Origin of the sequence: Bradyrhizobium sp. AUGA SZCCT0182 (assembly GCF_018130185.1) — a bacterium.
Taxonomy (GTDB): domain Bacteria; phylum Pseudomonadota; class Alphaproteobacteria; order Rhizobiales; family Xanthobacteraceae; genus Bradyrhizobium.
The window spans coordinates 1-22,903 of sequence record NZ_JAFCLY010000025.1; the positions used below are offsets into that span (position 1 = coordinate 1).

The 22,903-nt window shown below is 55.4% G+C and carries 17 protein-coding genes, 1 tRNA gene and 1 pseudogene; 8 read left to right on the top strand and 11 right to left on the bottom strand.

Features of this window, described 5'->3' with window-relative positions; translation table 11 throughout:
* Positions 1 to 748: 748 nt before the first annotated feature.
* The 3 genes from JQ611_RS24440 to JQ611_RS24450 all read left to right on the top strand — a co-directional run bounded on the left by JQ611_RS24440 (position 749) and on the right by JQ611_RS24450 (position 3,445).
* Positions 749 to 1,387: a hypothetical protein gene (locus JQ611_RS24440; protein ID WP_212466823.1), complete on the top strand. Its 639-nt coding sequence runs from the start codon at positions 749 to 751 to the stop codon at positions 1,385 to 1,387.
* Between the two features lie 331 nt (positions 1,388 to 1,718).
* Positions 1,719 to 2,420: a hypothetical protein gene (locus JQ611_RS24445; protein ID WP_212466824.1), complete on the top strand. Its 702-nt coding sequence runs from the start codon at positions 1,719 to 1,721 to the stop codon at positions 2,418 to 2,420.
* Between the two features lie 362 nt (positions 2,421 to 2,782).
* Positions 2,783 to 3,445 (top strand): hypothetical protein, encoded by a 663-nt coding sequence (locus tag JQ611_RS24450; RefSeq protein WP_212466825.1) that lies wholly within the window; start codon positions 2,783 to 2,785, stop codon positions 3,443 to 3,445.
* Between the two features lie 41 nt (positions 3,446 to 3,486).
* Here the strand turns inward: JQ611_RS24450 and JQ611_RS24455 are convergent, their stop codons facing one another.
* From JQ611_RS24455 to JQ611_RS24475, 5 genes are all read right to left on the bottom strand, one after another.
* Positions 3,487 to 3,795 carry a hypothetical protein gene (locus tag JQ611_RS24455; RefSeq protein WP_212466826.1) on the bottom strand — a complete coding sequence of 103 codons (309 nt, stop codon included), beginning with the start codon at positions 3,793 to 3,795 and terminating at the stop codon, positions 3,487 to 3,489.
* Positions 3,796 to 4,170: 375 nt separating this feature from the next.
* Positions 4,171 to 4,455, bottom strand: coding sequence for a PKD domain-containing protein (locus JQ611_RS24460; protein WP_212466827.1), 285 nt, complete (start codon positions 4,453 to 4,455; stop codon positions 4,171 to 4,173).
* A 353-nt stretch (positions 4,456 to 4,808) separates the two neighbouring features.
* Positions 4,809 to 5,096 (bottom strand): hypothetical protein, encoded by a 288-nt coding sequence (locus JQ611_RS24465; protein WP_212466828.1) that lies wholly within the window; start codon positions 5,094 to 5,096, stop codon positions 4,809 to 4,811.
* Between the two features lie 101 nt (positions 5,097 to 5,197).
* The gene (locus JQ611_RS24470; protein WP_249133421.1) at positions 5,198 to 8,560 is read right to left on the bottom strand and encodes a type ISP restriction/modification enzyme; all 3,363 of its coding nucleotides are present in this window, start codon (positions 8,558 to 8,560) and stop codon (positions 5,198 to 5,200) included.
* A gap of 582 nt (positions 8,561 to 9,142) precedes the next feature.
* The gene (locus tag JQ611_RS24475) at positions 9,143 to 10,876 is read right to left on the bottom strand and encodes an AIPR family protein (protein WP_212466829.1); all 1,734 of its coding nucleotides are present in this window, start codon (positions 10,874 to 10,876) and stop codon (positions 9,143 to 9,145) included.
* Positions 10,877 to 11,077: 201 nt separating this feature from the next.
* On the opposite strand from JQ611_RS24475, the gene JQ611_RS24480 reads away from it, so the two are divergent.
* Positions 11,078 to 11,803 (top strand): recombinase family protein, encoded by a 726-nt coding sequence (locus tag JQ611_RS24480; protein WP_312012143.1) that lies wholly within the window; start codon positions 11,078 to 11,080, stop codon positions 11,801 to 11,803.
* A 112-nt stretch (positions 11,804 to 11,915) separates the two neighbouring features.
* On the top strand, positions 11,916 to 12,254 hold the full coding sequence (locus JQ611_RS24485; protein ID WP_212466830.1) for a hypothetical protein: 339 nt from the start codon (positions 11,916 to 11,918) through the stop codon (positions 12,252 to 12,254).
* A gap of 199 nt (positions 12,255 to 12,453) precedes the next feature.
* On the opposite strand, the gene JQ611_RS24490 is transcribed toward JQ611_RS24485, so the two are convergent.
* The 3 genes and pseudogenes from JQ611_RS24490 to JQ611_RS24500 form a co-directional block, all read right to left on the bottom strand.
* Positions 12,454 to 12,843: a response regulator gene (locus JQ611_RS24490; RefSeq protein WP_212466831.1), complete on the bottom strand. Its 390-nt coding sequence runs from the start codon at positions 12,841 to 12,843 to the stop codon at positions 12,454 to 12,456.
* Positions 12,840 to 13,742, bottom strand: a pseudogene (locus JQ611_RS41835) (sensor histidine kinase); the annotation flags it as partial. The gene JQ611_RS24490 and the pseudogene JQ611_RS41835, both read right to left, overlap by 4 nt.
* Before the next feature lie 698 nt (positions 13,743 to 14,440).
* Positions 14,441 to 15,628, bottom strand: coding sequence for an FIST signal transduction protein (locus JQ611_RS24500; protein WP_212466833.1), 1,188 nt, complete (start codon positions 15,626 to 15,628; stop codon positions 14,441 to 14,443).
* A gap of 481 nt (positions 15,629 to 16,109) precedes the next feature.
* On the opposite strand from JQ611_RS24500, the gene JQ611_RS24505 reads away from it, so the two are divergent.
* Positions 16,110 to 18,089 carry an alkyl/aryl-sulfatase gene (locus tag JQ611_RS24505; protein ID WP_212466834.1) on the top strand — a complete coding sequence of 660 codons (1,980 nt, stop codon included), beginning with the start codon at positions 16,110 to 16,112 and terminating at the stop codon, positions 18,087 to 18,089.
* A gap of 16 nt (positions 18,090 to 18,105) precedes the next feature.
* Positions 18,106 to 18,726, top strand: a complete 621-nt coding sequence (locus JQ611_RS24510; protein WP_212466835.1) for a hypothetical protein — start codon at positions 18,106 to 18,108, stop codon at positions 18,724 to 18,726.
* Between the two features lie 180 nt (positions 18,727 to 18,906).
* Here JQ611_RS24510 and JQ611_RS24515 read toward each other — a convergent pair whose 3' ends face one another.
* From JQ611_RS24515 to JQ611_RS24525, 3 genes are all read right to left on the bottom strand, one after another.
* Positions 18,907 to 19,617, bottom strand: a complete 711-nt coding sequence (locus JQ611_RS24515) for a hypothetical protein (RefSeq protein WP_212466836.1) — start codon at positions 19,615 to 19,617, stop codon at positions 18,907 to 18,909.
* Between the two features lie 564 nt (positions 19,618 to 20,181).
* Positions 20,182 to 21,429 carry a site-specific integrase gene (locus JQ611_RS24520; protein ID WP_249133422.1) on the bottom strand — a complete coding sequence of 416 codons (1,248 nt, stop codon included), beginning with the start codon at positions 21,427 to 21,429 and terminating at the stop codon, positions 20,182 to 20,184.
* Between the two features lie 152 nt (positions 21,430 to 21,581).
* A tRNA-Ser gene (locus tag JQ611_RS24525) sits at positions 21,582 to 21,671 on the bottom strand.
* Positions 21,672 to 21,807: 136 nt separating this feature from the next.
* On the opposite strand from JQ611_RS24525, the gene JQ611_RS24530 reads away from it, so the two are divergent.
* Complete coding sequence (locus tag JQ611_RS24530) at positions 21,808 to 22,671, top strand: alpha/beta fold hydrolase (RefSeq protein ID WP_212389376.1); 864 nt, start codon at positions 21,808 to 21,810, stop codon at positions 22,669 to 22,671.
* Positions 22,672 to 22,903 lie beyond the last annotated feature (232 nt).

Consider the following 22,903-nt stretch of genomic DNA (forward strand, 5'->3'; position numbering starts at 1 on the left):
ATCCTAGGGAAAGTGAGAACTTTCGGAGTGATCAGAAATGATCGCCATCGGTCTAGCGTTGCCAACGTAGGCCCCTTAATTCACGACCGGACTAGAGTGGCAGCCCATCGAATATGCTTGATTGACGGCCCGACCCCGCTTCTTCTCAATTGAACCGGAAGCGCTAAACGCGTGCAAGCTGCATCGCCACACTCTCAACAGTGCTACGACGGTTGATCGGCGGCTCTGCGAAAGGGTGTATGCTAAGGTGTATGAATTGGTTACAAATAGCTAAGTGGCTGAATAAGCAATAATTGTCATCGTTTTCGGCGGACACTCTCGTAACCGAGCCGCGACGAGGTTTCTTTCTTCTTGCGGCTGAACCCAAATCCGGGGTCGGAGCGTCCCAAATTCCTGAAGTTTCTGCCTAGCCCAAGCGCAAACACCGCGCTCGCCTCTCGCCGCGGTTTCGCTTTAGCGACGGCAAGTGGGAAACCGATCCGGGGGTTGATCCGGGGGCCAGATTCCAAATTTCGAATAAATCGTAGCAGTTTCAGGTGGTTCTGGCGGAGAGGGAGTCCGCTGACAAAGTTAGAAACATGCGCCTTTTCAGCAGCTTAATAAATTGCATGGGGCCGTGTCCACAAATCGCACCACAAAGGAAACTCGGTCGAGTCCAGTCGGGGTGCAGTTCGGACTGGAAGCGAATTGTAGCGAATGCTAGCGCGTGAGATAGATTTCGACCGCCAGAGCAATCCGGTGCCGCACCATGCTACAGCCTGACCAGATCGAACGAATAATATCTTCGGTAGAAGAGCCGTATCGGGGCAATCCCGACCATGAGGCGTTGGGCGCTGAATTGGATGGCGTAGTCTACGTATGGCGGTACTTGTCGAAGGCCAACTCACGCGGCGACGCGCGCGCCAAGCAAAAGCAATTCGCCGACATAGCAAAACACGGCTCAAGATTTAGAGACGCGTTAAATCAACATGATCGCTGCCCACCTTATTATGCCGACGCGATAATCAAGCCAGATGCCGAACGTATTTCTAACGAGGAGGAAGCAGCGCGCAATCTGTTTCTAGAGAATTTGCAACGGGTTGTTGACGCAGCGGAAGGTCACGTAAAAACGTTCGGAAAGCTGTCGACAGACCGATTATTGGATCGCTCGCCGACTGATTGGCTCGCTGGAGACAGACTGCCGGTAGTGTACAATCGGCATTTCCCCCGAGCTGCAGGCGTTTCGCTACCGAGCGGAAAAAAAACCCCCGATGGCCCCTTCGTCAGATTTGCTGTCACCGTTTTCAAAGAGATAGGTGCGCCCATTTCGGCCCACACTGTCGCGCGTGCACTCAAGAACGTCCGTGGAAATCGGACCCGCCGCAAATCCAAGCGCCAAAGCAAATAGGCGTTGGGTCCAATAGAAGAAATTTAATATTCTTTTGGACCCATTTTTACAGCGACGCCGCCTTTTGACAATCTCCGCCGACGGCATCCACCGTGCGCGGAGACTCACTAATGTCCATCAGCAGTTCGCAGAAATTCGACCCGAAGCCTCTCGTCGTCAAGCCGAAGGTAGCTTGGAAGCTGCTTGCCTGTAGCAACACCCGAGGATACCAACTCTTGGCTGCGGGCGAGATTGACTCGTTCTTAGACGGTCGATCTAGAAAGATCACCATTGCTTCGATCGAACGGTACATAGCGCGTCGCCTTACTGAGGGAGGCGGGCGCTAGCTGCAATGACCATCATCAAGCGCAGAGTCACTCGGAACTACACCGTTATTGCTAACGACTGCTTCAATGATCTGCGGCTGCGCGGCGAGGAGCTTGGCGTGCTGGGCTATCTGCTTTCGCGGCCGCACAACTGGAGCATCAGACTACCCGCACTGAAGAAGCGGATGGGCTGGGGGCGCGACAAAACATACTCAGTGCTCAATTCGCTTGCTGAGAAGGCATACATCGAACGCCGCCAAGAGCGAGACTCGGTGACTGGTTCATTTAAATCGGTTGACTACGTCGTGTACGACGAACCTGTGGCAAAGCCGCGTCCTGAAAAACCGGAAGCGGAGCCGCGTCCTGATTTGCCGCTTCCGGTTTCTCCGAAAGCCGCCAAAACAATAAGTAAAGACTCAGAACAAATACTCCTCCCTCCCCTCCATGTGCACAGTGTGGATAACACCGCAAGAGGCTCTGCAATGGAAAGTATGCCGCGTTCTTCGAACGCGGCGCGGGCATATGTGCCACACAGCCAGCAAGGGACGCTTGAAAAACAGATCGCCGAGCGTCTCGGCGAAAACGGTTGGGAAATATTGATGGCACTGCCGGGGGAAGAAATCGTCATCATCTTTCGACTGCACCGGGAAGGAAAGTTGGATGAAGCCAAGATCATCGAACTGAAACTGCGGCATCAACAGATGAGCACGCCCGCAATCAAGACCTGACGAGCCGGAGCAGGCACAAAACGCCTCTAACGAGGGGTTTCGGAGGTTTCCGTGAGTTATTTCGTGTACCCCGTTATCCCCCTACCGGGACATCAATCGCGAACATAAAAATACACCAAACCCTCGATCTATCCGAACCAAGCAAAAGCGAAGCAATAATCCATGATCACCCAATATCGGCATGCGATGACAAAAGCCCGGCTGAGGGCCCGATCCTCCTCCCCTGATGCGAGCGGCGCTACAAGGCCAACTTTCCCCGCTGAAGATGATCGGCTCGCCACGTTCGGTTTCCGACATCCGAAGAGCGATCAACACGTCGGAAAGCTCGATAGGCGACGAACTACTTAAAATGAGAAAAACTCATGAAAAGCTCTAAAAAAATCGAAGCGACGCAGCTTCGGATGCCAACGTTTCTTCCATTCACAGGCCGAGAAATGTCTCTGGGTCGACGCGCATTGGCCTTGTCGAAGGGCCATGATGTACTGTTCCATGGCACTCACCACGCAATCGAATTATTCCGTTCCGGTCGCTTCATCCCCTCCTCACCAACATTCATCGCGATACCATTTACGCGGTCGCCATTTATTGCAGCTTACTTCGCGCTAATGGAAGGCGGTGAGGTAGATGGATTTTCTGGAGCAGTTCTTGTCTTGAATAGAAAAACGCTTTCGCAAATGTACCGGATTGAACCGATTTGGGACGAAGCGGCCTTACAGGACGAACAGGAGGAGATTATCCGGAATCGAAATGTAAACTTTCGACGCCATCTAATCGGCGTCGTTCGCGAGGCAGTCTTGGACAATCCTAGGCCGAGAGGCAGCGGACGGCAGCCACCCCGCGCTCCCTTTCTTCCGAACTCGGAAAGGGCCGCTAAACGTGTATTTTATGAACCTTTATTGGTCGATGCAGTCCGAGAGAGATTTCTTGATACGGCGATCCTAGAGAAACGAGGCGTTTTCCGAAAGCTCGAAGCAATGAGGGCACGTACAAAAGCGAAGATCGGCCCGGAATTCTATCAAAGCTAAAAAGCTGACGGAACCACAAATATTGCCGTTCGAGACCCAAGCTAAGGCCGTGCTTCTGCGCCGGGTACATCGCGCGCAATTCCCCACCGATATTCGTCGATCTTCAAGAATGCAGCGTGAGCCATCTGCGGATCAATTCCATCGGCGACCACAATCAAATTGAAAAGTTGAAACATACGCCTCTCGCGATTCGGCATCGTCCGCCACTCAGGCGCGAGTGCCCCCTCGGTCTTTCCAAACATAGCCGCCCAACGACGGTCGCCAATCAGCCCTACATCAATTTGGCCTGTTGTGGGGTGCCAATCCCATTGCTTGGGAGTCCAGCCAAAGACTACTTCTTCCAATTTCATTTTCTGCCCCTGCGCTTTTCAGCATTCTCATTAGACCCCTCATAGACGCGTGCCCACGTGCCAAACATTTTTATGCGTTATTTCGGCTACCGGGCGATGGTCCCGACGTGAGATACCTTCCATTTCTGCCGGCATTTGATGTCGATGGGCGTCCGGGCCTCAGATGCCGAATGCGAAGATCGACCAAACCCCTCCACGAAGGTTTCCCAGACTCGCCTATGCGTTTAACCGGGACGCCGGCTACCACCCTAGCTCCCCGCGAAAACATCGCTAAAAAAGTTCGGGAAGGCCACTATTCCGGGCCTGACCCGAAACAGGCCATTCCCGTAGCACGATTAGCAGAAAGCCGTGCAGGCACCTGCACAAACCTCTCATTCAGCCGACGTTGACCGGCACGAGCGTCATTGTGTCATTGCCAAAGATATCGATCACCTTAACGGCCACGGTGTACCGTCCCGACCGGTCGTACGTGTGCACGGCGGTAGTCAACTCAAGTTCGCGGTTCTGACGGGTACGGAAGCTTTGCCATTCATTCTCGAAAATGTAGCCGCCGGTCCAGCGCTCCTCAAATTGAGGCATCGCCATTTCACCTCCCGGCAATGAAGCAATGCCACCGACCCCAGTACCAACCGCGACCTTGATAATTTCCTTGCGTTGCATGTAGTCAAAGACGCCACCCAGTCGGTCCAGTGTTTGGTTACACGACATACGAAGATGCGTTCTGACTGTTGCTGCTTACGGCTCTTCATCCCCCGCGAATGCTTCGGTCGAGGTGTGGCTCGACCAAATGTGAAGCGATTGTCCCTTGGATGGATTCTTGTCATTGACCTAGCAACGGCGTCTGCCAATGGTCTCATACTCTTGATCGAACCCGGATATGATGTCGATTTCCGTACACGCGCACAAGAAATGGTACGCTGAAGCATTTTCGGCTTGCCCATCGAAGGCAACGAGCCCAACCGCACGCGCCGTCCTTAGACGGCCTTCTCTCTATGCGTGCGCGAAGTATGATCTCAAGCTGCCTTTAGTCGGGAGAGCTCCGCTTCGAACTCGAACCTCAATTGCGCACCCTCATCGTCCGGCAACCAGTTCGCCATTTGGGGAAAAATGGTTCGGTAAAGCAGAACGGTCTTGGCTTCCCATGGAAGCTTATTTGCTGCGCGGGCTTCGGCGAGAATCTTGTAGAGTTCAGCACGTACAGAGTCAGGGTCGGGCCTATATTCGGGCGTAGGGGAGTCCTCGTCGAACTGGTCAGATTGTTCTTCGTCCTGGAAGAGGTCACTTTGTCGGGCAGAGGCCATGGATCACACGATTTAGATGCCGAATCATGAGAATCATGCCCGATCTAGCGGAGCGGCGCGAGTACTTGTCGGACTTGTCCCCGCACCTCACCGCCTGCCAATTAGCTCTTGCTTTTACCTTTTGGCTTCGGGCCTGCCGTCTCTGGCGTAGCGAACGCCCCAACCGCTCTCAACTCCTCGCGGCTCTGCAGCGGCCCTGCGCAGATGCGCTTCAACAGGTCTGACTGCGCAGGCTCCAGCGCGACAAGCCGGCCGATAACATTCAGCAGATCAAGCAAGTCCGTAGTGTAGTCAGGCAACCATCCGTCGGATTGGATGGCATCGAGCGGAGATGGTGGGCGTTTGTCACCGATAAGCGGCTTCATTCGATTTCGACGACGATAACTGAACCACTGCCATATTATCTGCTTGCCCGACACTTCGTAAGCCCACATTTCTGGGGAGACATTTTCGACATATCCTTTGCCAATAGTAAGTCGCCGTGTCCCCGGATCGTAATCCATCACATCTGGCAGTAACTCCGGCGCAGATGGTATCATTCCGCCGGCAGGAACCGTAGGCGCGCGCCCTTTTGGTAGGCGCGGCGCCTGCTTAGGCCGGCTCCCCGACGGGTCAGCAAAACGATCACCGTAGCAATGTAGCCAAATTATCTCATTGCCTATCGTTACGGCTTCGGCGAACAACTTTTCGTCCGCCGTGACAGGAACACGAAGACCCGGTTGGACAAGATCACTTCGGAACCTCGCCGTGAATCCTGGATGCGACATGACTGCAGCGATATAAGCTATAACCTCCTCCGCCTTGATGGGGCGTCCATAGATTTTCGCGAGATAAATAAGCAGGTTCGACTTGATGTTTGATTGCGAGGAGGCTCGATCTCGCCAAAGTGGATAGACGCGGCCGCCAAACGAACCCTTGTAATGATGTAGGTCGGGTATCAAGCCCGTGAACGTCACGGCGGGACCAGACGATGGCGAATGCGCCTCAAGCGCCGTCAAGTGAACCTGACGAGGTGAGTACGCTTTCCAGAGGGTCGGATTGGATTGATTTATGAGGCGCCCGTCCGGAATAATCCATTGTCGATCAAACGATCGGAAACCGTAGCGAATCGGCTCAACTGCCGGCTTCTTGTCGCCTACGACGGCTTCGGTCCTTGCTTCGTGACCTGCCAAGCATTCGGCGAGGGGCTTTCGAACGTGTTTGTCGCCAGGTTTGTTGTTACGAAGGTGGGGATGGAACAGCAATTCCTTCTTACCTACATCGTTCTCGGCAATAAGCCGCGCCCACCGCGCCTTCAACGAGCCGGCATCTGGGGCAATAACCCAGGTTCGTCCGGGCATGGCACCGGAACCGTCGTAGACGAATATGTCCGTGAGCGAAGGAAATATCGCCCATGGGCCCGTTGCCTCGGGTAAGAATGGGTCGCGCCAACCTGTCGAACAATGGACCCAGTCAGAGTGGGTAAGTGATAGCCTTTCAAGTGCCGCGAACTTTTCTTCGCGTTGGCCCTTCGGCAAGCTGTGGAAGTGCACCCGCGCCGGCTCGTCGCTGCTCTTGCCGAGCTGACGCGCAGCAAGCACGATGCAGACTGGCTGCTGCACCCCTTGAAAGATGCGTGTTGGCACGTTCGGTTGGTGCCCCTCAGGCGAGCAATCGACGATCCAGATTTCGGAACATGCGCGCCGCAGATCGTCGCGCATCTTTTCGAAGCCGGGACCATTAAGGAAACCTGCGACCGTGATGAAACACACGATTCCTTCCTCATCCTTGTCAGGGAAGCCGGTCGCTGCGTAATTGCCAGAGCCAAACACTTTCCATGTCGCCCAGCGCCAAAAATAGACATAGAGATTTTTCAAATGCTTGCCGTGCGCGCCGACACCCCATTCCGCCGGCGGCCTCCAGCGGTCCAAAGGTGCGACCAATTTTCCACCCGAGCCAGCTTCGATCCAGCCGCCGCGGCCTTCTGCCTTCTCTTTGTAGGGTGGGTTGCCAATGACTACAGTGATCGGTTGAGTTTTCTTGATCGTATTTGCATCGCGACGCGACTTCGCGATCGGCTCGTAGACTTGCCCAAGCGCCTCCTCCTCGACGAATGGATTGCCAAGCGTGTCGGTAATGAAGAGTTTTAGATTGGGGATTGCAGGCGTCGGATTCTTGGGCGTCTTCATCAGAGCCTGCATCTCGGCAATAATTCGAAGTTGTGCCACCGCGAACGGTCCAAACTGAAGTTCGAAACCTATTACGCGTTTAGCAGCCCCCTCGATCGCTCCGCGTACGGCACCAAGACCTTGATCTTCCTCAACTGTCTGCGCGATTCGACGCAGCACGCCGAGCAAAAAAGTCCCAGTCCCAACCGCGGGATCTGCGACCGTGACGTCAGTAGATGCAAATCCCGCCGGTCGCTCAAACAGGACTCCGCGCAAAGCTTCGTCAGCAAGCCGGACCATCGAAGCCACGACTTCCGGCGGGGTGTAATAGGAGCCGGTGCGCTTGCGAAGGGTGTTGTCATAGACCTCCAGAAAATCCTCATAAAAATATAGCCACGCTTCCGGCTTATCCTTGCTGATGGTATGCCAATTCACTTCGTCGAGAACTCGCATCAGCGTCCCAAGCGAGGTCTTTAGCGCATCTTGATTGGTCGCGTCATCGGTTAGGAGTCGGAGTGCCGTGCCGATAAGTGAGTTCGATTTTCGTAATTCTTGCGCAGCCTTGTCGATTCCGCCCGACAGCGAAATGTCACGCGCACGCGCGACCAAAAGACCGAAGGTGACTGCTTGCGCGTAACCGTCTGCAAATTGGCCATCGTCTGCCAGCGGGAACAATAGCTTTCGCCAGTCCGCGGCCAGCGCCGTTAAACCTGCATTCCCCAATGCCATCTGCTCAATTACTTCGTCGCGCAGCAACCGGCATAAGCGGGCACTGACTTCGGCGAGTTTCTTGGCCGTCTTCGGCGCAATGGGATTCCATTGAAGAAAGGAGGAGATGAGCGGGAGTAAAGTGGGCGGCGCCGCGAGCTTTACGCCCGAGGTTTCGACATCGCCATCAAATTCAACAATCTTGCCTTCCAGGTTGCCATCCCGCCACAGGCTAAATGCGTTGCCATCCGTGTAAATCAGATTGGGCAGCGACTTCAGCTTATCCCACTGCGCTTTGTCGTGCGGATCGCCAAATTTTCGCGGATCAGCACCCTTCCCCGGCGCCTTAATTTCAATGAACCCGACGAGCGCCTTGTTGACAATTACAGCATAGTCAGGACGCGTTTTGATTTCGGAAAGACTGGTTTCACCGACGAGGTGAACAGAGTCTGGCGGCAAGCCACTTAGGTCAGCCAGCTCTTTGACGAGTGCTTCAAGGGGACCGCGCAATTGATCTTCCGGCGCACCACTGATCGCAACGTTCGCTAGTTTCGATTTCGTGCTCGCGCCAAAATCCGATATTGCGCTTGCCAGCGACTTCCCAGCCAAAATGAGCCCCCCACGCCTGAGATAAAGGCGCTACTCGAAAGCGAATCGTCTCATAGTCACTTCGCCACGCAATACATCAATAATCAACTGGTTGTACGACTGTGTGAGACGGCGCCGGCGATTGAGGCAAGCACATCCGGCCCATATATCCGGACGATCTATCGCCGGAACGCTCGACGGCCGGCGGCGCATCGGTAGCTTCCTAGTACATTACTTCGACATTTATCTGGGGGGACATCGTACAGCCAGATCACTGGCTCGACGGCTTAACACGCAAGCGATTTGATACTCTAATCCGCTTTCTAGCAGTCATCCGACCCTCCGTACGCGCGTGCCCAGACATTTCTGTGCGTTTTATCGGCTACCGAGCTACCTGCCTAGCTGGACCCGGCCGAAGTCAAAATAATGTATCGGAAGAGCCCGATAGTTGTGAAGTGGGTATATTGATCGTGCAAGCGTCTGGCGAGTGCTCGCGATCGACGTCGCCAAGGCGCTTGCCCGCGTCCGTGCTAGGTTGCCGCTCGTGCCGCAGAGCCGAAGATCGGCTGGCTTCGCCACCAAGCCTCGCACCGGACTGATCGGTTATTCGGAGTTCTCGCTCCCTTCGGAAGCGGTCTTCTTGTCTCTCAATTCTTTGGCCGCGGCGGAAATCGTCGCTTGAAAAGAGGGTGATTTCGCAACCTGATCTGTCCCACCGGCCGCGTTGAACGACGTGACGACTCTTTCGATTGCCTTATCCATCTCCGAAGTTTCCAACTGGAGATTTGCCCACCCCGCCGCAGCGTGTGACGTCGTGTGAAACTTGGAAAGACTCAGGTAAGCGAGAATATGAAATATTACGTTGTTCCTGAAGCCGGCGCCCTCATCGGGATACTGGGAAGCTAGTCTTTTTGCAATTTCGCGCTTACTAAGGATTACGTTTTTAAAGGAGTCGAGAGCGTACCCTTCGGAGAACAATGATTGATAGTCGCTGTCGGACTTCAACAAAGAATTTGGTCGACCGCGCGCATCGCTCCCTCTGAACAAGAGGGCGGCCATCATGGCCTGGGCTAATTCCGAAAGAGTAACGATAGACGTACGTGCCTTGCCGAGATTCTTGTATTGGTTTTTGCGCCGTTCGTAGAAGAGACCATTAGCTTTGAGATGGTCTTCGATGTTTCGATGCACGCGATCCATTCCCCGGAGATACGGCTTAGGAATGTGAGTCTGGCTATTGGTTGCTTTGATGATCTCATCCCGCACCTTTTCATCAGGCGGCACGATGATTTTCGCTAGCACCATGTTTTTGCCACGCTGCTCCTTTATTTCTGGTTTCACCGCTGGATCGCTCATGAATGTGAAGATGACATTCGACGTCTGAAGGCCATTCACCAGGAGCGGCTCCGTCATTGAGAGCTTCTTTCCCTTCTGGTCCGCATTCGATGCAACAATAGTAATGCCGTTGTTCAACCACCAAAAATCCTCTTCGGCGAGGTTCTCGAGAGTTGCCCAGATGGCATCATTCACCTCGGTTTTCCCGAGGAAATCCCGTACATTCGCGTCGAATAGACCTCTGATGAGGGTTCCTTTTTCGTCGCTCAGGAACGCGATTAGAGCGTTAATCGTCACTAAACAGGCAAACGAATCGCCGTTGTCTGAGGAAATGGATTGCTGCACCTCCAACTCTTTCTTCCGATTGTTGGGCATTCGCGAAATGGCAACAAGTTCTTCGGCACCGTAGAATTCGACAGCGACATCTGGGGTGGCAGCACGTGCCGCGAGATCATTCTTCAGTGCCGCCGCAGTCGCATGCACGGTGGAATGAATGTTTGCGGTGCTACCTGTCGACGCGTAGTAAACCCTCACGTGGATCTTCGATACTCTGCCTGCGGATGCTAAAAGGGCCTTACGGGCCAACCGGAATTTGTCCTGCAATAACTGGCTATACTGAGGAAGGTACGCCGGATATTGCTGATTAAGATCGAGCAGGTCATTTACCGTTCCTCGAATGCTCTTCAACGGGTTTTCAGCGAAGCTGTCCGACTTCTTCGATTGGATGAGGACAATATCAATTTCCAGAGGCCCTTTCTCTGGTAGTTCATCCGTCTCTTCGCCCGACAGAACGGTCCCGTTGACAACGACAAACATTGCATCGATTTGGCCGTCACCGCTTCCATCGGTCATGCCAGCATCAATTTCGTCTACGCTCAAATCATACGGCATCATTGCAAGCGTAACGGCAAGGTTCTCGAACGCCTCCGACGCGTCTGTTGACAATTCCTTGGCGCGTTCCTCGACTGCCGCATCGAGTAACGTCTTATACGTTTCATTTGACATCAGGGCGCTTCCAACTTGAGGGCTCGATGAAGCAATTCACCATATTCGAGTTGTTACCATGGTACGGCACAACCAAACAAGACCAGCTTTGCGAGGCGTCCGCGGGGCTTTCGCTGCATCTCTTCGGGCTCAAGCTGAATATTATTTTCAGCACCGGATTGAAAGCGGCCCGAAAACAAGATTTGCAGGAAGGTCGGGTTGGTGGCTGTATCATTCTATCGAACGAACGTCGCACACAATGTTACAGGCAGTGCAATGCAGCAGGGTCGATACGTTGCTTACTACCGGGTCAGCCGAAAGCGCCAAGGCCTGTCCGGTCTGGGTTTAGCTGCCCAGCGAAAGACCGTATTTGACCGCTTATGCGACGGGGGCGAACTGGTCGCCGAGTACACCGAAGTCGAAAGCGGAAGACGGACTGACCGGCCGCGGCTTGCGGAAGCCCTCTCAGCATGCCGCCTTCACCGGGCCATTCTCATCATCGCAAAGCTCGACCGGCTTGCCCGCAATGTTGCTTTCGTATCCGCGCTCATGGAAGCCGGGGTCGAGTTCTCGGCCTGCGATTTCCCTCAGGCCAATAGACTGACGATCCACATTCTTGCGGCGGTCGCCGAACACGAAGCAAAAATGATATCCGAGCGCACCAAGGCCGCCCTAGCAGCCGCCAAGGCCCGGGGAACGGTTCTGGGCGGTTTCCGGGGCCGTGCAGGTACCTGCACCGACCTAGCCAAAGCGAGAGCCATACGGGCCGCCAAAGCGGATTGCCGGGCTTTTGACCTTGCCCCCACGATCCGGCAGCTTTGGTCTGAGGGCGCCCGTTCCCTGCGGGCCATTGCAGATGGCCTTAATTCCAAGGGCATTACGGCCTGTCGGGGCGGGGCATGGTCTGCAGCACAGGTCCGCAACGTCCAAAAGCGTATTGTTCTATAAATTGCGCCGGATGCCGATGCGTCTATGATTAGACCCAGCGTATCAGTTCGCAACCGATCGACATGGCGGAATACTGCACCAAGCACAGCACACGGATCGTGTGGGGTAGGTCATGAAATGGTTTCTTATTGCCTATCTGTCCAGCGGTGCCACCGTCGCAGTTAGCCCACCATTTGAAAAACAATGGTGCGAGTGGTCGCGAAGCTCGGAAGAAACTTATTACGAATTACTGTTGCCAGCTACAGATTACGCATTCTTCTGTGAGCAGCACAAGAAACGACCTAAGCTCACAGCAAAGGTCGACCGCGACCTGCAAACTAAACTCAATGACACCTGCTATGGCTGGGGCAAAGCCTGCGGGATGGAACGCGATTTTCGGGAAACTGACAAGAGGCTCGGACTGCCATCCGGCACGTCCAGCCGACGATACTGGAAGGCGAGGGAGCGATGAAAACACTATACTCCGCCGACAACACGAAGACATCGATATCGGCAAACCCGTGAGGGACAGGTTGTAGAAGCTTTGGGGCCGCATAGACATCTGCACCGACCTTTGAGGTAGCCCGCGCTAAAGGTCCGCTCTTGGGGGAAGACCGGAAGTGGCTGGACGAGGGTGAAACCGACGCGAATGACCCGAAGCGGACATGGGACTACTGCCGAGGCTTGAGTCGCCTATCTATTTCACTACGGAGCGCAGTAAAGTCGATTGGTTTAGTCAATAAGGCCTCTGCACCTCCCTCCAATGCTATTCGTCTGGTATCGCCATCACCGTAGGCGGTGATCATGATCACCGGGACATCCGGTCGTGACGCTTTCGCTTTTGGCAGGAGTTCAAGCCCGCTCATACCGGGCATATTGACGTCGGACAAAATCAGCATCAAAGGCACCGCATTAGCATCACTAATTTTCTGAAGGGCGCTATCTCCCGACTTAACAAACTCCATTGTAAAGCGGCCGGCACGGATGTCGCGTCTGAATTGCTGACAAAACAGGTCTTCGACGTCGGGTTCATCATCCACCACGAGTATAAGAGGCTTCATGTATGTGCCTCAGCTTTGCCCGCAGCGGGGGCGGAGCGCGGCAGGACGACCCTGAATTCCGTGAATTTGCCGAGTTGAGTGTTAACCTCAATCAATCCGGCATGTTGCTTGACAACGATGTCGAAGCTCAACGAAAGCCCGAGACCGGTGCCTTCGCCCGGCGGCTTGGTAGTGAAGAATGGGTTGAACATCTTCTCCCTCACCTCCGGCGGAATGCCCGCGCCGTTGTCGCGAATTCGGATTTCGACGCGGTCACCGAGGTTTCTGGTCGCGGCGGTAAGCGCAGGCTCATAACCATCAAGGTCATCTTCCGCCTTGCGTTTCATTGCCGCGTAGAAACCGTTCGAGATCAGGTTGAGCAGCACGCGCGTGATCTCCTGCGGCAGCAGTTCGGCTTCGCCGGCGGCGGGATCGAAATCCTGGTCCAGCCTAATCTGAACAACCCGCTTCTCGGCGCGAGCGCCGTGGTAGGCGAGGTTAAGGCTCTCGCCAACCAGCGTATTGATGTCGACAGTGCGCCGCTCACCCGAGCCATCGCGCGAGTGCATCAGCATATTCCTGACGATCGTGTCGGCGCGCTTGCCGTGCTGCACTACTTTTCCAAGATTGCCCTTCAGCAGCTTTGCGATTTCGTTAGTCTCTTGGCGCATCAGGTCGGTCAATGGCGCGGGCTTGAGGATCTCGTCTAGTTCGTCGACCAGCTCCGCCGACAGCGCCGAGAAGTTATTGATAAAATTAAGCGGGTTCTTGATTTCGTGGGCGATGCCGGCGGTGAGCTGGCCTAGCGAGGCAAGCTTTTCAGTTTGGATTAACCGATCCTGCGCGGCGCGCAAATCTTCCAGTGAGCGCGAGACCTCCCGCGTACGCTCGCGAACTTTCTCTTCGAGAGACTGACGCTCCCATTCGAGCGCTTGGTAGAAGTTCGCGTTGTTAATCGCCGTAGAGGTCTGGCTTACCAGGTTGGCTAGCCCGAGTAGCGCCTCGCCTTCTTGGACAATCCGGCGCTGATAAGGCGCTCGCCCCGCTGTATTTCCTGCGACCAGCAAGCGAGTTGGGTTCTTCGGCTCCCCGCCCAACGGCAAGACGACGTACTCGTCCATACCGATAAGACGTCGCAGCGAGGTTAGCTCGCTGCGACGGCAATCGGGCAAACACAGTACCCGCTCGACGCCGGTATAAAGTGGTGCGAGCGCCAGTGAGGCGGTGGGGAGCACCAGGCTGGCGACGCTAGTACTCTCGGTATCGTCATAGTATCCATCCATCGTCTCGATAGAGAAGATATTCCCGCCGGATTGCTTCAGAAGAAATAGGCAGCGCTCGAAATTGAGTTCGTATAAAACGAATTGGGCAGCAAGCTGAAGGATCGTAGGAAGGTCGACGGTTGTGTTGAATTTTTTACCAAGCTCGTAGAGCTGGCGATACGCGCTCATCTGGCCGTCGAGATGCTCTTGGACTTCGTAGAGCTGACTCTCGGTCGTCACCAGGCGCTTGACCTCATCCGAGAGGCGCTGGTTTTCGGCCCGAAGCCGATCAATCTCACTCATGCTACCGGTCTTTCAATAGGACGCGGGAGTATAGCGGTACTGACAAGGCTAACTCAGTATACTGCTAATACTACGGCGGTGTAGTTGTGGAAATAGTCTTGCCCTCCTATCGGACCAATCTCGCCATAGGTGTACAGACCTATCCATGGCACGGTGGGTCCGATTTTTTGCTGAAGCTTTTCCAGTATTTGGCTTTTTTGCTGGTCGCGAAACACGGCTTTCCCGCGCCCTATGCAGTCGAACTGAAACACCATCTTCGCCGCGCTATTACCCAATGTTGACTTGATTTCTTCGCCAATGCGTTCGACGCCGGCCGATATCTTTTCGTGGTCGCGTCGGCTCATCCAGATGCTCGTACCCTCTTCAACTTCGGTCGGAATTGTGATTGATCCCGCCTTATCATCCTTCGTTGGCATGAAGCGGATTAAATAGTCGTCGTAGCCCTTGATCCGTTCGGGCGCTTTGAATGCCATGCAGAGACTGAGGACCGCCTTGCTCCAATTGTCGATCTCATCACCGACGAGATATTCCTTTAGGACGTCGAGAACTGGCATACCGTCGATCTCGTAGATGACGTTGCCGGAGCAGCGAGTCACCTTACGTTCGCCACCGATCGGCAGGCAGCCGTGGTTAACCGACCAAGCAAGCCGTGCGGATCCCGAGAGCAGAACGCAGGCGATACCATCGGATGTGACCTGATCGTCGCAGTATTGATAAGTTTGTTTAAACTCCATGTTATCGGCCGACGTACCCCCAAACAAAGGCAGGTGACGATCAAGCTGCAATTCACTCTTGAGGCCTGCAGCGAACCGGTCAAAATTCAGGGTTAACCCGTCGCCGAGCATAATCAGCCCAAGCGTATCGGGCTGCACCTCGCAAGCTAAATTCTGGGCGATGGTCCTTCCGGCGGTTTCCGAATCGGCCTTGAGGCCGGAGGCTATTGCGTTCTTGAAACTCAATTCGTCGGAGCTGATGGTCATCACGGCTACTGAGAAGTTCGACTCGTCGGCTTCGACACCTGCGATGACTCCCCCGCCAGACCCGCCGGCGAGTGGAGCACCACCGGTGGCTACGCGAACGGCGTCTAAGAGTGCGCGCTGTTCATATCCGACGGAAGCAAACATAAAGACGAAGTCGGGCCGGTCGATCCCGGCCGCCGCCAATGCTTTCTCTGCGGCCTCGCGCCCGGCTACCTTCGGGTTGCGATGATGGCTCATCCCGACACCGGCACTCGTACCCATTTGGGTGACCTTTCATTGACGAGAATTTTGGATTGTCCAGCCCGCTTGTAACAGGATATCTTCGTATCTCCACGTCTAATAGCGCGTCGCAAAACGGTCGGACCGCATCCCATTGGTCGAGGCCAACCGGAATGGGGGCGGTTTTGCCCTGATCCGAGGCTGAACAAGATACGCCCTGTCGTGGCGGACAGCACAAAGGAAAACCGAGACTGAGGCCAAGCAAGGTACGCCTATGGCACGAAACGGACCTGCCGACCGGCTCTAACGATGTCCGTTCACCGGGGTAGACCGGAAGTCGCCGTGGTCCGGTCGCACCGACGCGAATGACCCATAACGGACATTTCCCATTCGGCTGAGCCATGGTGCCCTAAAGGGCCATATCATTGTTCTGCAGGAGTCTGCTAAGCTCAAAGCTTGTTGGATCTCGATCCGCAGCCAAGCACCGCGCCCATCATCGACAGTATTTGCAAGGGGGCTAATCATGAAATTACTAGTGTCGCTTATGCGAGGAACGGTGATCGCTGCGCTCGCGGTGCCGTTCGCGGGTCCCGGGTTTGCTCAGTCTCAACCCAAGGCCGCCACCGAGGCCACCAAGGCAGCCAACCGCACGTTGCAGCAGACGCTCAATTTCAACGATCGTACGGATTTTGACAACGCGAAGCGGGGCCTCATCGGCAAGCACGATGTGCTCACCATCAAGGGCGCGAAGGGCAATGCTGTCTGGGATTTGGAGGAATACAAGGCCTACATCGGCGACGACAAACCAGCGCCCGACAGTGTGAATCCGAGCCTTTGGCGCAACGCGCAGCTCAACATGCAGTATGGCTTGTTCAAGGTACACGACCGTATTTTCCAAGTTCGCGGTTATGACCTCACCAACGCTACTTTTATACGCGGCGATAGTGGATGGATCGTGTTCGATCCGCTGCTTTCCGAGGAGACCGCAAAGGTCGCCTACGGGCTTGTCAGTCAACATCTAGGCACGCTGCCCGTGGTCGCCGTGATCTACAGCCACTCGCACGCCGACCATTACGGCGGTGTGCGCGGCATGGTGAACGAGGCTGACGTCAACGCTAAGAAAGTTCAGATCATCGCGCCGGAACACTTCTCCGAGCACGCTATCAGCGAGAACGTAATTGCTGGAAATGTGATGAGCCGCCGCGCGGTCTATATGTACGGAGCGATGCTGCCGCGTAACTCGCAGGGCGGCGTCAATGGCGGCCTTGGCCAGACCATATCGACCGGGACCGCCGGGTTGATCTTGCCAACCCGCGAAATTAAGAAGACCGGCGAGACAGTCGAGATCGATGGCGTGACCATGGTGTTTCAGATGACGCCCGGCACAGAGGCGCCTGCCGAAATGAACACCTTCTTCCCGCAATTCAAAGCAATGTGGATGGCCGAAAACTCCACCAACACGTTGCACAATGTTCTGACGCTACGCGGCGCCCAAGTCCGCGATCCCCTCAAGTGGGCGGGCTTTCTAAATGAGACAATCGACACCTACGGACCCGACGTCGAAGTCAAATTCCAAAGCCACCACTGGCCGATGTGGGGCAATGCCCAGATTATAGATTACTGGAAAAAGCACCGCGATCTATACAAGTATATTCATGATCAGTCCGTGAACCTGATGAACAAGGGCTACACCGGTATCGAAATCTCAAACATGGTGAAGTTGCCGCCGGAACTCGACAAGCAATGGTATAACCGCGGCTATTACGGAACCGTGCGGCACAACACTCGCGCAGTCTATCAGCGTTACATGGGTTTCTATGATGCCAACCCATCGACGCTCGACCAGTTGCCGCCCGAAGATGCAGCGAAAAAATACATCGAGTATATGGGCGGCGCCGCCGCGGTACTGGCGAAAGCTAAGGCCGACTTCGACAAAGGCGAATACCGCTGGGTCGCGGAGACGGTGAAGCACGTCGTGTTTGCCGACCCCAACAACAAGGATGCCAAGGAGTTACTTGCCGATACATATGAGCAGCTGGGGTATCAGGCGGAGTCCGGACCCTGGCGTTCGGTCTATCTGCAAGGCGCCTTCGAGCTGCGCAACGGGGTGCCGCAATCGGGCGGAATGAGCACAGCAGGCCCGGACACCATTAAGGCCATGCCGCCAGAGATGACGTTTGACTACTTCGCGGTGCGGCTCAACGGCGAGAAAGCGGCAGGCAAGAAGCTCATACTTAATGTCGAGTTCACCGATCTCAAACAGCCGTATGCACTGACGATCGAGAACGGCGTTCTCAACTACGCTAAGAAGGCGGCGGCGAACGCCGACGCCAAGATTACGCTGACCAAGGCCACGCTCGATCGTATTCAGCTCGCCGAGATCACGCCCGAACAGGCGATCACGTCGGGCGATATGAAAGTGGACGGCAAACGTGAAGCCTTGGCGGAGTTTGTCGGCATGCTCGACAACTTTCCGTTCTGGTTCAATATTGTGACGCCATAAAGTGCGGCACTTCGACATGCGATCTGCATTCTGGATTGCTACAACAGCGGCGGTGCTTCTGTTCTTTGGAGCAGGAGCACCGTCTGCCAAGGCTTGCGGTTTCGACGGTCTGCTGGGTGGTGGCTTCAGTGCCGCCCATCCAAGGTCGATGATGGTTGCCTTCGCTATCAGTGATGCCGTCGCGGCGGGCCTCATTGACAAGTCAACGACCGATCCTATTCTCCCGGGTTCCGCAGGCTACTGGCGAGCGGTGGGGCGGCTTAACGCATTTCAACGGTTGCTCTCGTCCACGCCCGCTGTCGAGGGACAATCGCCCGCCATTTCGATTCTGTTCATCGATTCAAATCTGTGGGCAAGGCTCAGTCCGGGACGTCAGAATTATGAACTTCAAGCCCACACGTCAGGCGCATTGCCTGGTGACACCGTCATCGTGACCAGCGAGGCCATCCTTGCTGCGTTGCTCAATGGCACGATGCAGGCTCGAACGGCGCTCGATCTCGGTCTCATCACCATCGATGGTGATAAAGCGGAAGCAGAAATAATGCGTCGAGCGATTGTGGAAGCGATCAATCGACCAGCGGGGGTGGCTGGTAGCCGTTCCGTCATGCCAGTCCGTCTCTTTGGGGCGCCGCGGTAAAAGCTGAGCCCAAGCCTTTGCTCCCGCATGATATCGCTTCTGGCACTTTTCGGACATGGAGCGATGTCCGACTAGAGTCCGTTATGCGCAGCAAAGCGGACTTCGTATAACGCCTTCGCCTTTAAACCTATGGCGTGCAGGCACCTGCGCCGATCTTAAAAATGACTGCGGTCCGAACCGTCAAGACCATCCCGTGTTGTGCAAATCAAGAGCACGAACCAAAGCGGATTTCGGCTGGTCTATTCCTTCATAAGCACCTTTGATGTCGAACCACGATTGATCAGCTTGCGGCAAAGGTGCCTGGGCGGTCGGCCAATGTTTGACGTTAAGCGCGCATGCTGAACGAAGCGTCTCTGTCATTAAGTCCTCCAGCGGACCGATGCATCGCCCGATTAGTCGCTCACTTACCCATATTTTTGAGCTATCCGAACTCAGTGATTTTAGAACGAATTCGCGGGCTACAACTGTTTCGCCGATGTCTACATCTTTTCGTCCAAACCCGTCATCTTCAACTTGAATAAGCCGGGCCGCGATTGTTTCCGGCAAAATCCCACCCAAGCTCAATCTGCGTACAACAAGACGCATCAGGTTCTTATTGGCCGACAGGCCACTTTCAGCACTAATCCAGTACTGCGCCCGGTATCCAGATCGTGCATTAAAAAACAAATCGTACAAGTTGGGATGTAAGCGAAACTGCACAATGGCACGTTGTGCGTCACGATAAGAGTCAACGGCAAATCTTATCGATCCACTCGACAACGCGGAAACTAGAGCATCGCAAACTTGATCGCCCAGCGTATTGAAATCGGGGGCCCCTTCAAGTCGCTCTGCCCGTTCGTTGTCGAATCTCCGAACGTCGTCGAAGTCCCAGTCAAGCTTAGAAATAGCCACCAACGTAATCCCTTTTCGCACAATGAAAGGGTCGACCCGACTAAAATAGCCCCACCCTTAGTTCAAAACCGAGAACCCCGAGGTAGATCGCTCGTATTTGTAATGTTTCGAAAATTTTCGGGAAAAAATCTCAAAACTCTGTCTGTATGACACCGTAATGCAGAAGCGTCCCTTTGGGCCGTGTATGACACCGTAAGGCATTCCGTAGTTGGGCCGCGCATGACAGCGTATTGCAGTCGCCATATAAATCACACAGCGTATAAGACGCTAATGGCTCGGCACCCCCGGATTTCTTTACGCATTACCGAACGAGCATGCCTTACGGCCCAAAGGCTTAGTTCACTTTGAAAGGCGAAAAACACGGCACCCTATTACTTGGTATTCCTTTATACCTTTAGGGGGTAAAAACCGATATCTGCGTGCAGATACCTGCACCCACGCAGCTTAGCGCCGACCAAAACACCCGGCTTTGTAGGTCTCCACAAAAACTCCCCGGATTATTTCAAAGGCCTTTTACCCCTGGCAACTGCAGCCTCTTATGCATGAATTGCCGGACAGAGGACTTCACAAACGGCCAATCGCCGTTACTTTGCGTTGCTCGTGCGGCTCAGTCGTATTGCAGAATGTAGCCCATTGGTTCATGAGGCGGCGTCGCCGCTCGAAGAGATCGGACCGGCTGTACGCGGCAATCGTTTTGTCACTGACGGTGTGCGCGAGCGCCATCTCAGCAACCGCGGCGGGAAAATTTGTACGCTCGGAACACCAATCGCGAAAACTGCTACGGAAGCCATGTGCGGTGATGCCGTCGTGGCTCATGCGCCGAAGCGTCATCAGAAGCGACATGTTGGATAAGGCCTTACTGGCTTTCCCGCCGGGAAACACGAAACCATCCTGATCATCTGTCCGCTGACAACTCTGCATTTGCTCTAGGATGAAAACCGCAGGCGTCGATAGTGGAACGCGATGCTCCGCGCCAGCCTTCATTCGTTCTGGCGGGACAACCCAAACCTTTTCGCGCAAATTGATCTCGCCCCATCTCGCGCCGAGCACCTCGCCGGTCCTAGCTGCCGTCAGGATCGCGAATCCAAGCGCGCAGGCCGCGATGCCCTCTTGGCCGCGCAATTTCGCTAAAAACGAAGGAAGCGATGCGTACGGCATTGCTGCGTGGTGCCGAACTTTGCGCACTTTGGAGCGTGCCGGCAATATTACATCGAGATGGCCACGCCACCGCGCCGGGTTCTCACCCTCTCGATACCCATGCACTTTCGACCAATCGAGCACAGCCTCGATCCGCCCTCGTAACCTACCCGCCGTTTCGGACTTTAAGGTCCAAATGGGTTCGAGCACTTTGAGCACTAGCGCCATATCGATAGACTGCACCGGCAGCTCGCCAATGATTGGATCGGCATAGGTAGCAAGGGTTGCTTCCCATTGCGCAGCGTGCTTTGGATTTCGCCAACCCGCACGATGTGACTTGATGTAACCTTTCGCACACTCGCTGAACGTGGTCGCTTTAGCCTCATCTAGCCGCACTCGCATGCGTTCAGTTTTTCGGGCCTCGATAGGGTCGGTGCCTTCATAGCGACGCCTCCGGGCATCCAACGCCTTTGCGCGAGCATCCTGCAGTCCGTAGAGCGCCAGCGGCCCCATACCCATCCAGCGCGCCCGACCGTTTAGCATAAAGCGGAACACCCAATTCTTTGCGCCGCTGTCGGTGACACGCAAGTACAATCCCCCGCCGTCGGCATACATGCCGGCCTTACGGGCTTTCTGAACCTTCAATGCGGTTAGCTTCCCGATCATTCGCGGCATGTCATCTTGTCCACAAATCAATCCACAAATATCAAGCGGATTTTGACGGACGGCAACGAACCTGTAAAGAAGGAAATTACCGAATAAAGCTAATCTTATCACCAGCTTGACGGACCGTGGCGAACGGCGGCGAATGACTACGGAAGCTGCGGTGGCGGAGAGGGAGGGATTCGAACCCCCGATAGGCTTGCACCTATGCCGCATTTCGAGTGCGGTGCATTCGACCACTCTGCCACCTCTCCAGGCGCCATTTTGGGGTGATTCCTCACCCGCGGTCGGGGCGAGTTCTAGGCGAGGACGGCGGGCCAGACAAGGCGCGGGGGCAAGATTTTCGCTGACACCCAAGCGCACCCAGGACACCAATAAAGGAGCCGAAAAATGGAGCATTTGACGGTTCGGGCCAATGGCGCCGCGTTCCATGTCGCCCGCGCCGGGAAAGGACAGCCGCTGATATTGCTGCATGGCTGGCCCGAATTCTGGCTGACCTGGGAGCCTGTCATGGCGCGGCTCGCCGATCGCTTCACGCTTTATGCGCCCGACTTGCGCGGTTTCGGCGACAGCGACAAGCCCAATGGGCCGCACGGTCCCGATCGGCACGCCGAGGACATGCTGGCGCTGATGGATGCGCTCGGCCTCGCGCAGGCCGGCATTGTCGGCCACGATGTCGGCGGCGGGCTGATGCAGCCGCTGGCACGCGCCGCGCCGGAGCGCATTGCCGGATTGTTCTTCTTCGATTTCGTCCATCCCGGCATCGGGCGGCGGATGGCGGAGCCGGACCGGCTGAACCACATCTGGTACCAGTCGCTCAACCAGCTCGAGATCGCACCCATGCTGATCGGCGCCAGCCGCGACAGCTGCCGCGCCTATATCGGCTATTTCCTGAAACACTGGAGCCATCGCCGCCAGGCATTCGACGACGTGCTCGAAGCGTTCGTCGACAATTTCCTGAAAGACGGAAACCTCGCCGGCGGCTTTGCGTATTATCGCGGCGCGCATGCCGGGCGCATCCGGATGCTGAAGGGCGAGGCGCCCAGGCTGACACCGATCGATCTGCCGACCTGCGTTCGCTGGGCCGAACACGACCCGCTGTTTCCCTACGCCTGGACCGATCGGCTCGGCGAGACTTTTTCAAATCTCGATCTTGCGATGTTTGAAGGCGTCGGGCACTTCGCGCATCGCGAAGATCCCGAGCGCGCAGCATCCGAGATCGCGGCGTTCTTCAAACGCATAGGTTGGAGCTGAGTGGGAGATAAAGGTGGGGCCGCCAGACGCGACAAAACACTGACGGCCCCGTGCCGCTACTTTGAAATTCTGGCCGGGAAGTGCGGCTTCGCCGGTCAGCTGGAGCGACGATTTGACGGTAGCGGCGCGCGCGGAAAGGGCAACGCGATCCCGGTTTTAACCTAACCAGTCAACCTTACCGCGCGCCGACGGAACTCTCATCGCGCGCACCGCTGGAATCGGAAAAATCGCT

What these genes read in the sequence shown, in the direction of transcription:
- JQ611_RS24440 (WP_212466823.1), top strand. Translation starts at nt 749, where the DNA reads ATGCTACAGCCTGACCAGATCGAACGAATAATATCTTCGGTAGAAGAG.
- JQ611_RS24445 (WP_212466824.1), top strand. Translation starts at nt 1,719, where the DNA reads ATGACCATCATCAAGCGCAGAGTCACTCGGAACTACACCGTTATTGCT.
- JQ611_RS24450 (WP_212466825.1), top strand. Translation starts at nt 2,783, where the DNA reads ATGAAAAGCTCTAAAAAAATCGAAGCGACGCAGCTTCGGATGCCAACG.
- JQ611_RS24455 (WP_212466826.1), bottom strand. Translation starts at nt 3,795, where the DNA reads ATGAAATTGGAAGAAGTAGTCTTTGGCTGGACTCCCAAGCAATGGGAT.
- JQ611_RS24460 (WP_212466827.1), bottom strand. Translation starts at nt 4,455, where the DNA reads ATGCAACGCAAGGAAATTATCAAGGTCGCGGTTGGTACTGGGGTCGGT.
- JQ611_RS24465 (WP_212466828.1), bottom strand. Translation starts at nt 5,096, where the DNA reads ATGGCCTCTGCCCGACAAAGTGACCTCTTCCAGGACGAAGAACAATCT.
- JQ611_RS24475 (WP_212466829.1), bottom strand. Translation starts at nt 10,876, where the DNA reads ATGTCAAATGAAACGTATAAGACGTTACTCGATGCGGCAGTCGAGGAA.
- JQ611_RS24485 (WP_212466830.1), top strand. Translation starts at nt 11,916, where the DNA reads ATGAAATGGTTTCTTATTGCCTATCTGTCCAGCGGTGCCACCGTCGCA.
- JQ611_RS24490 (WP_212466831.1), bottom strand. Translation starts at nt 12,843, where the DNA reads ATGAAGCCTCTTATACTCGTGGTGGATGATGAACCCGACGTCGAAGAC.
- JQ611_RS24500 (WP_212466833.1), bottom strand. Translation starts at nt 15,628, where the DNA reads ATGGGTACGAGTGCCGGTGTCGGGATGAGCCATCATCGCAACCCGAAG.
- JQ611_RS24505 (WP_212466834.1), top strand. Translation starts at nt 16,110, where the DNA reads ATGAAATTACTAGTGTCGCTTATGCGAGGAACGGTGATCGCTGCGCTC.
- JQ611_RS24510 (WP_212466835.1), top strand. Translation starts at nt 18,106, where the DNA reads ATGCGATCTGCATTCTGGATTGCTACAACAGCGGCGGTGCTTCTGTTC.
- JQ611_RS24520 (WP_249133422.1), bottom strand. Translation starts at nt 21,429, where the DNA reads ATGCCGCGAATGATCGGGAAGCTAACCGCATTGAAGGTTCAGAAAGCC.
- JQ611_RS24530 (WP_212389376.1), top strand. Translation starts at nt 21,808, where the DNA reads ATGGAGCATTTGACGGTTCGGGCCAATGGCGCCGCGTTCCATGTCGCC.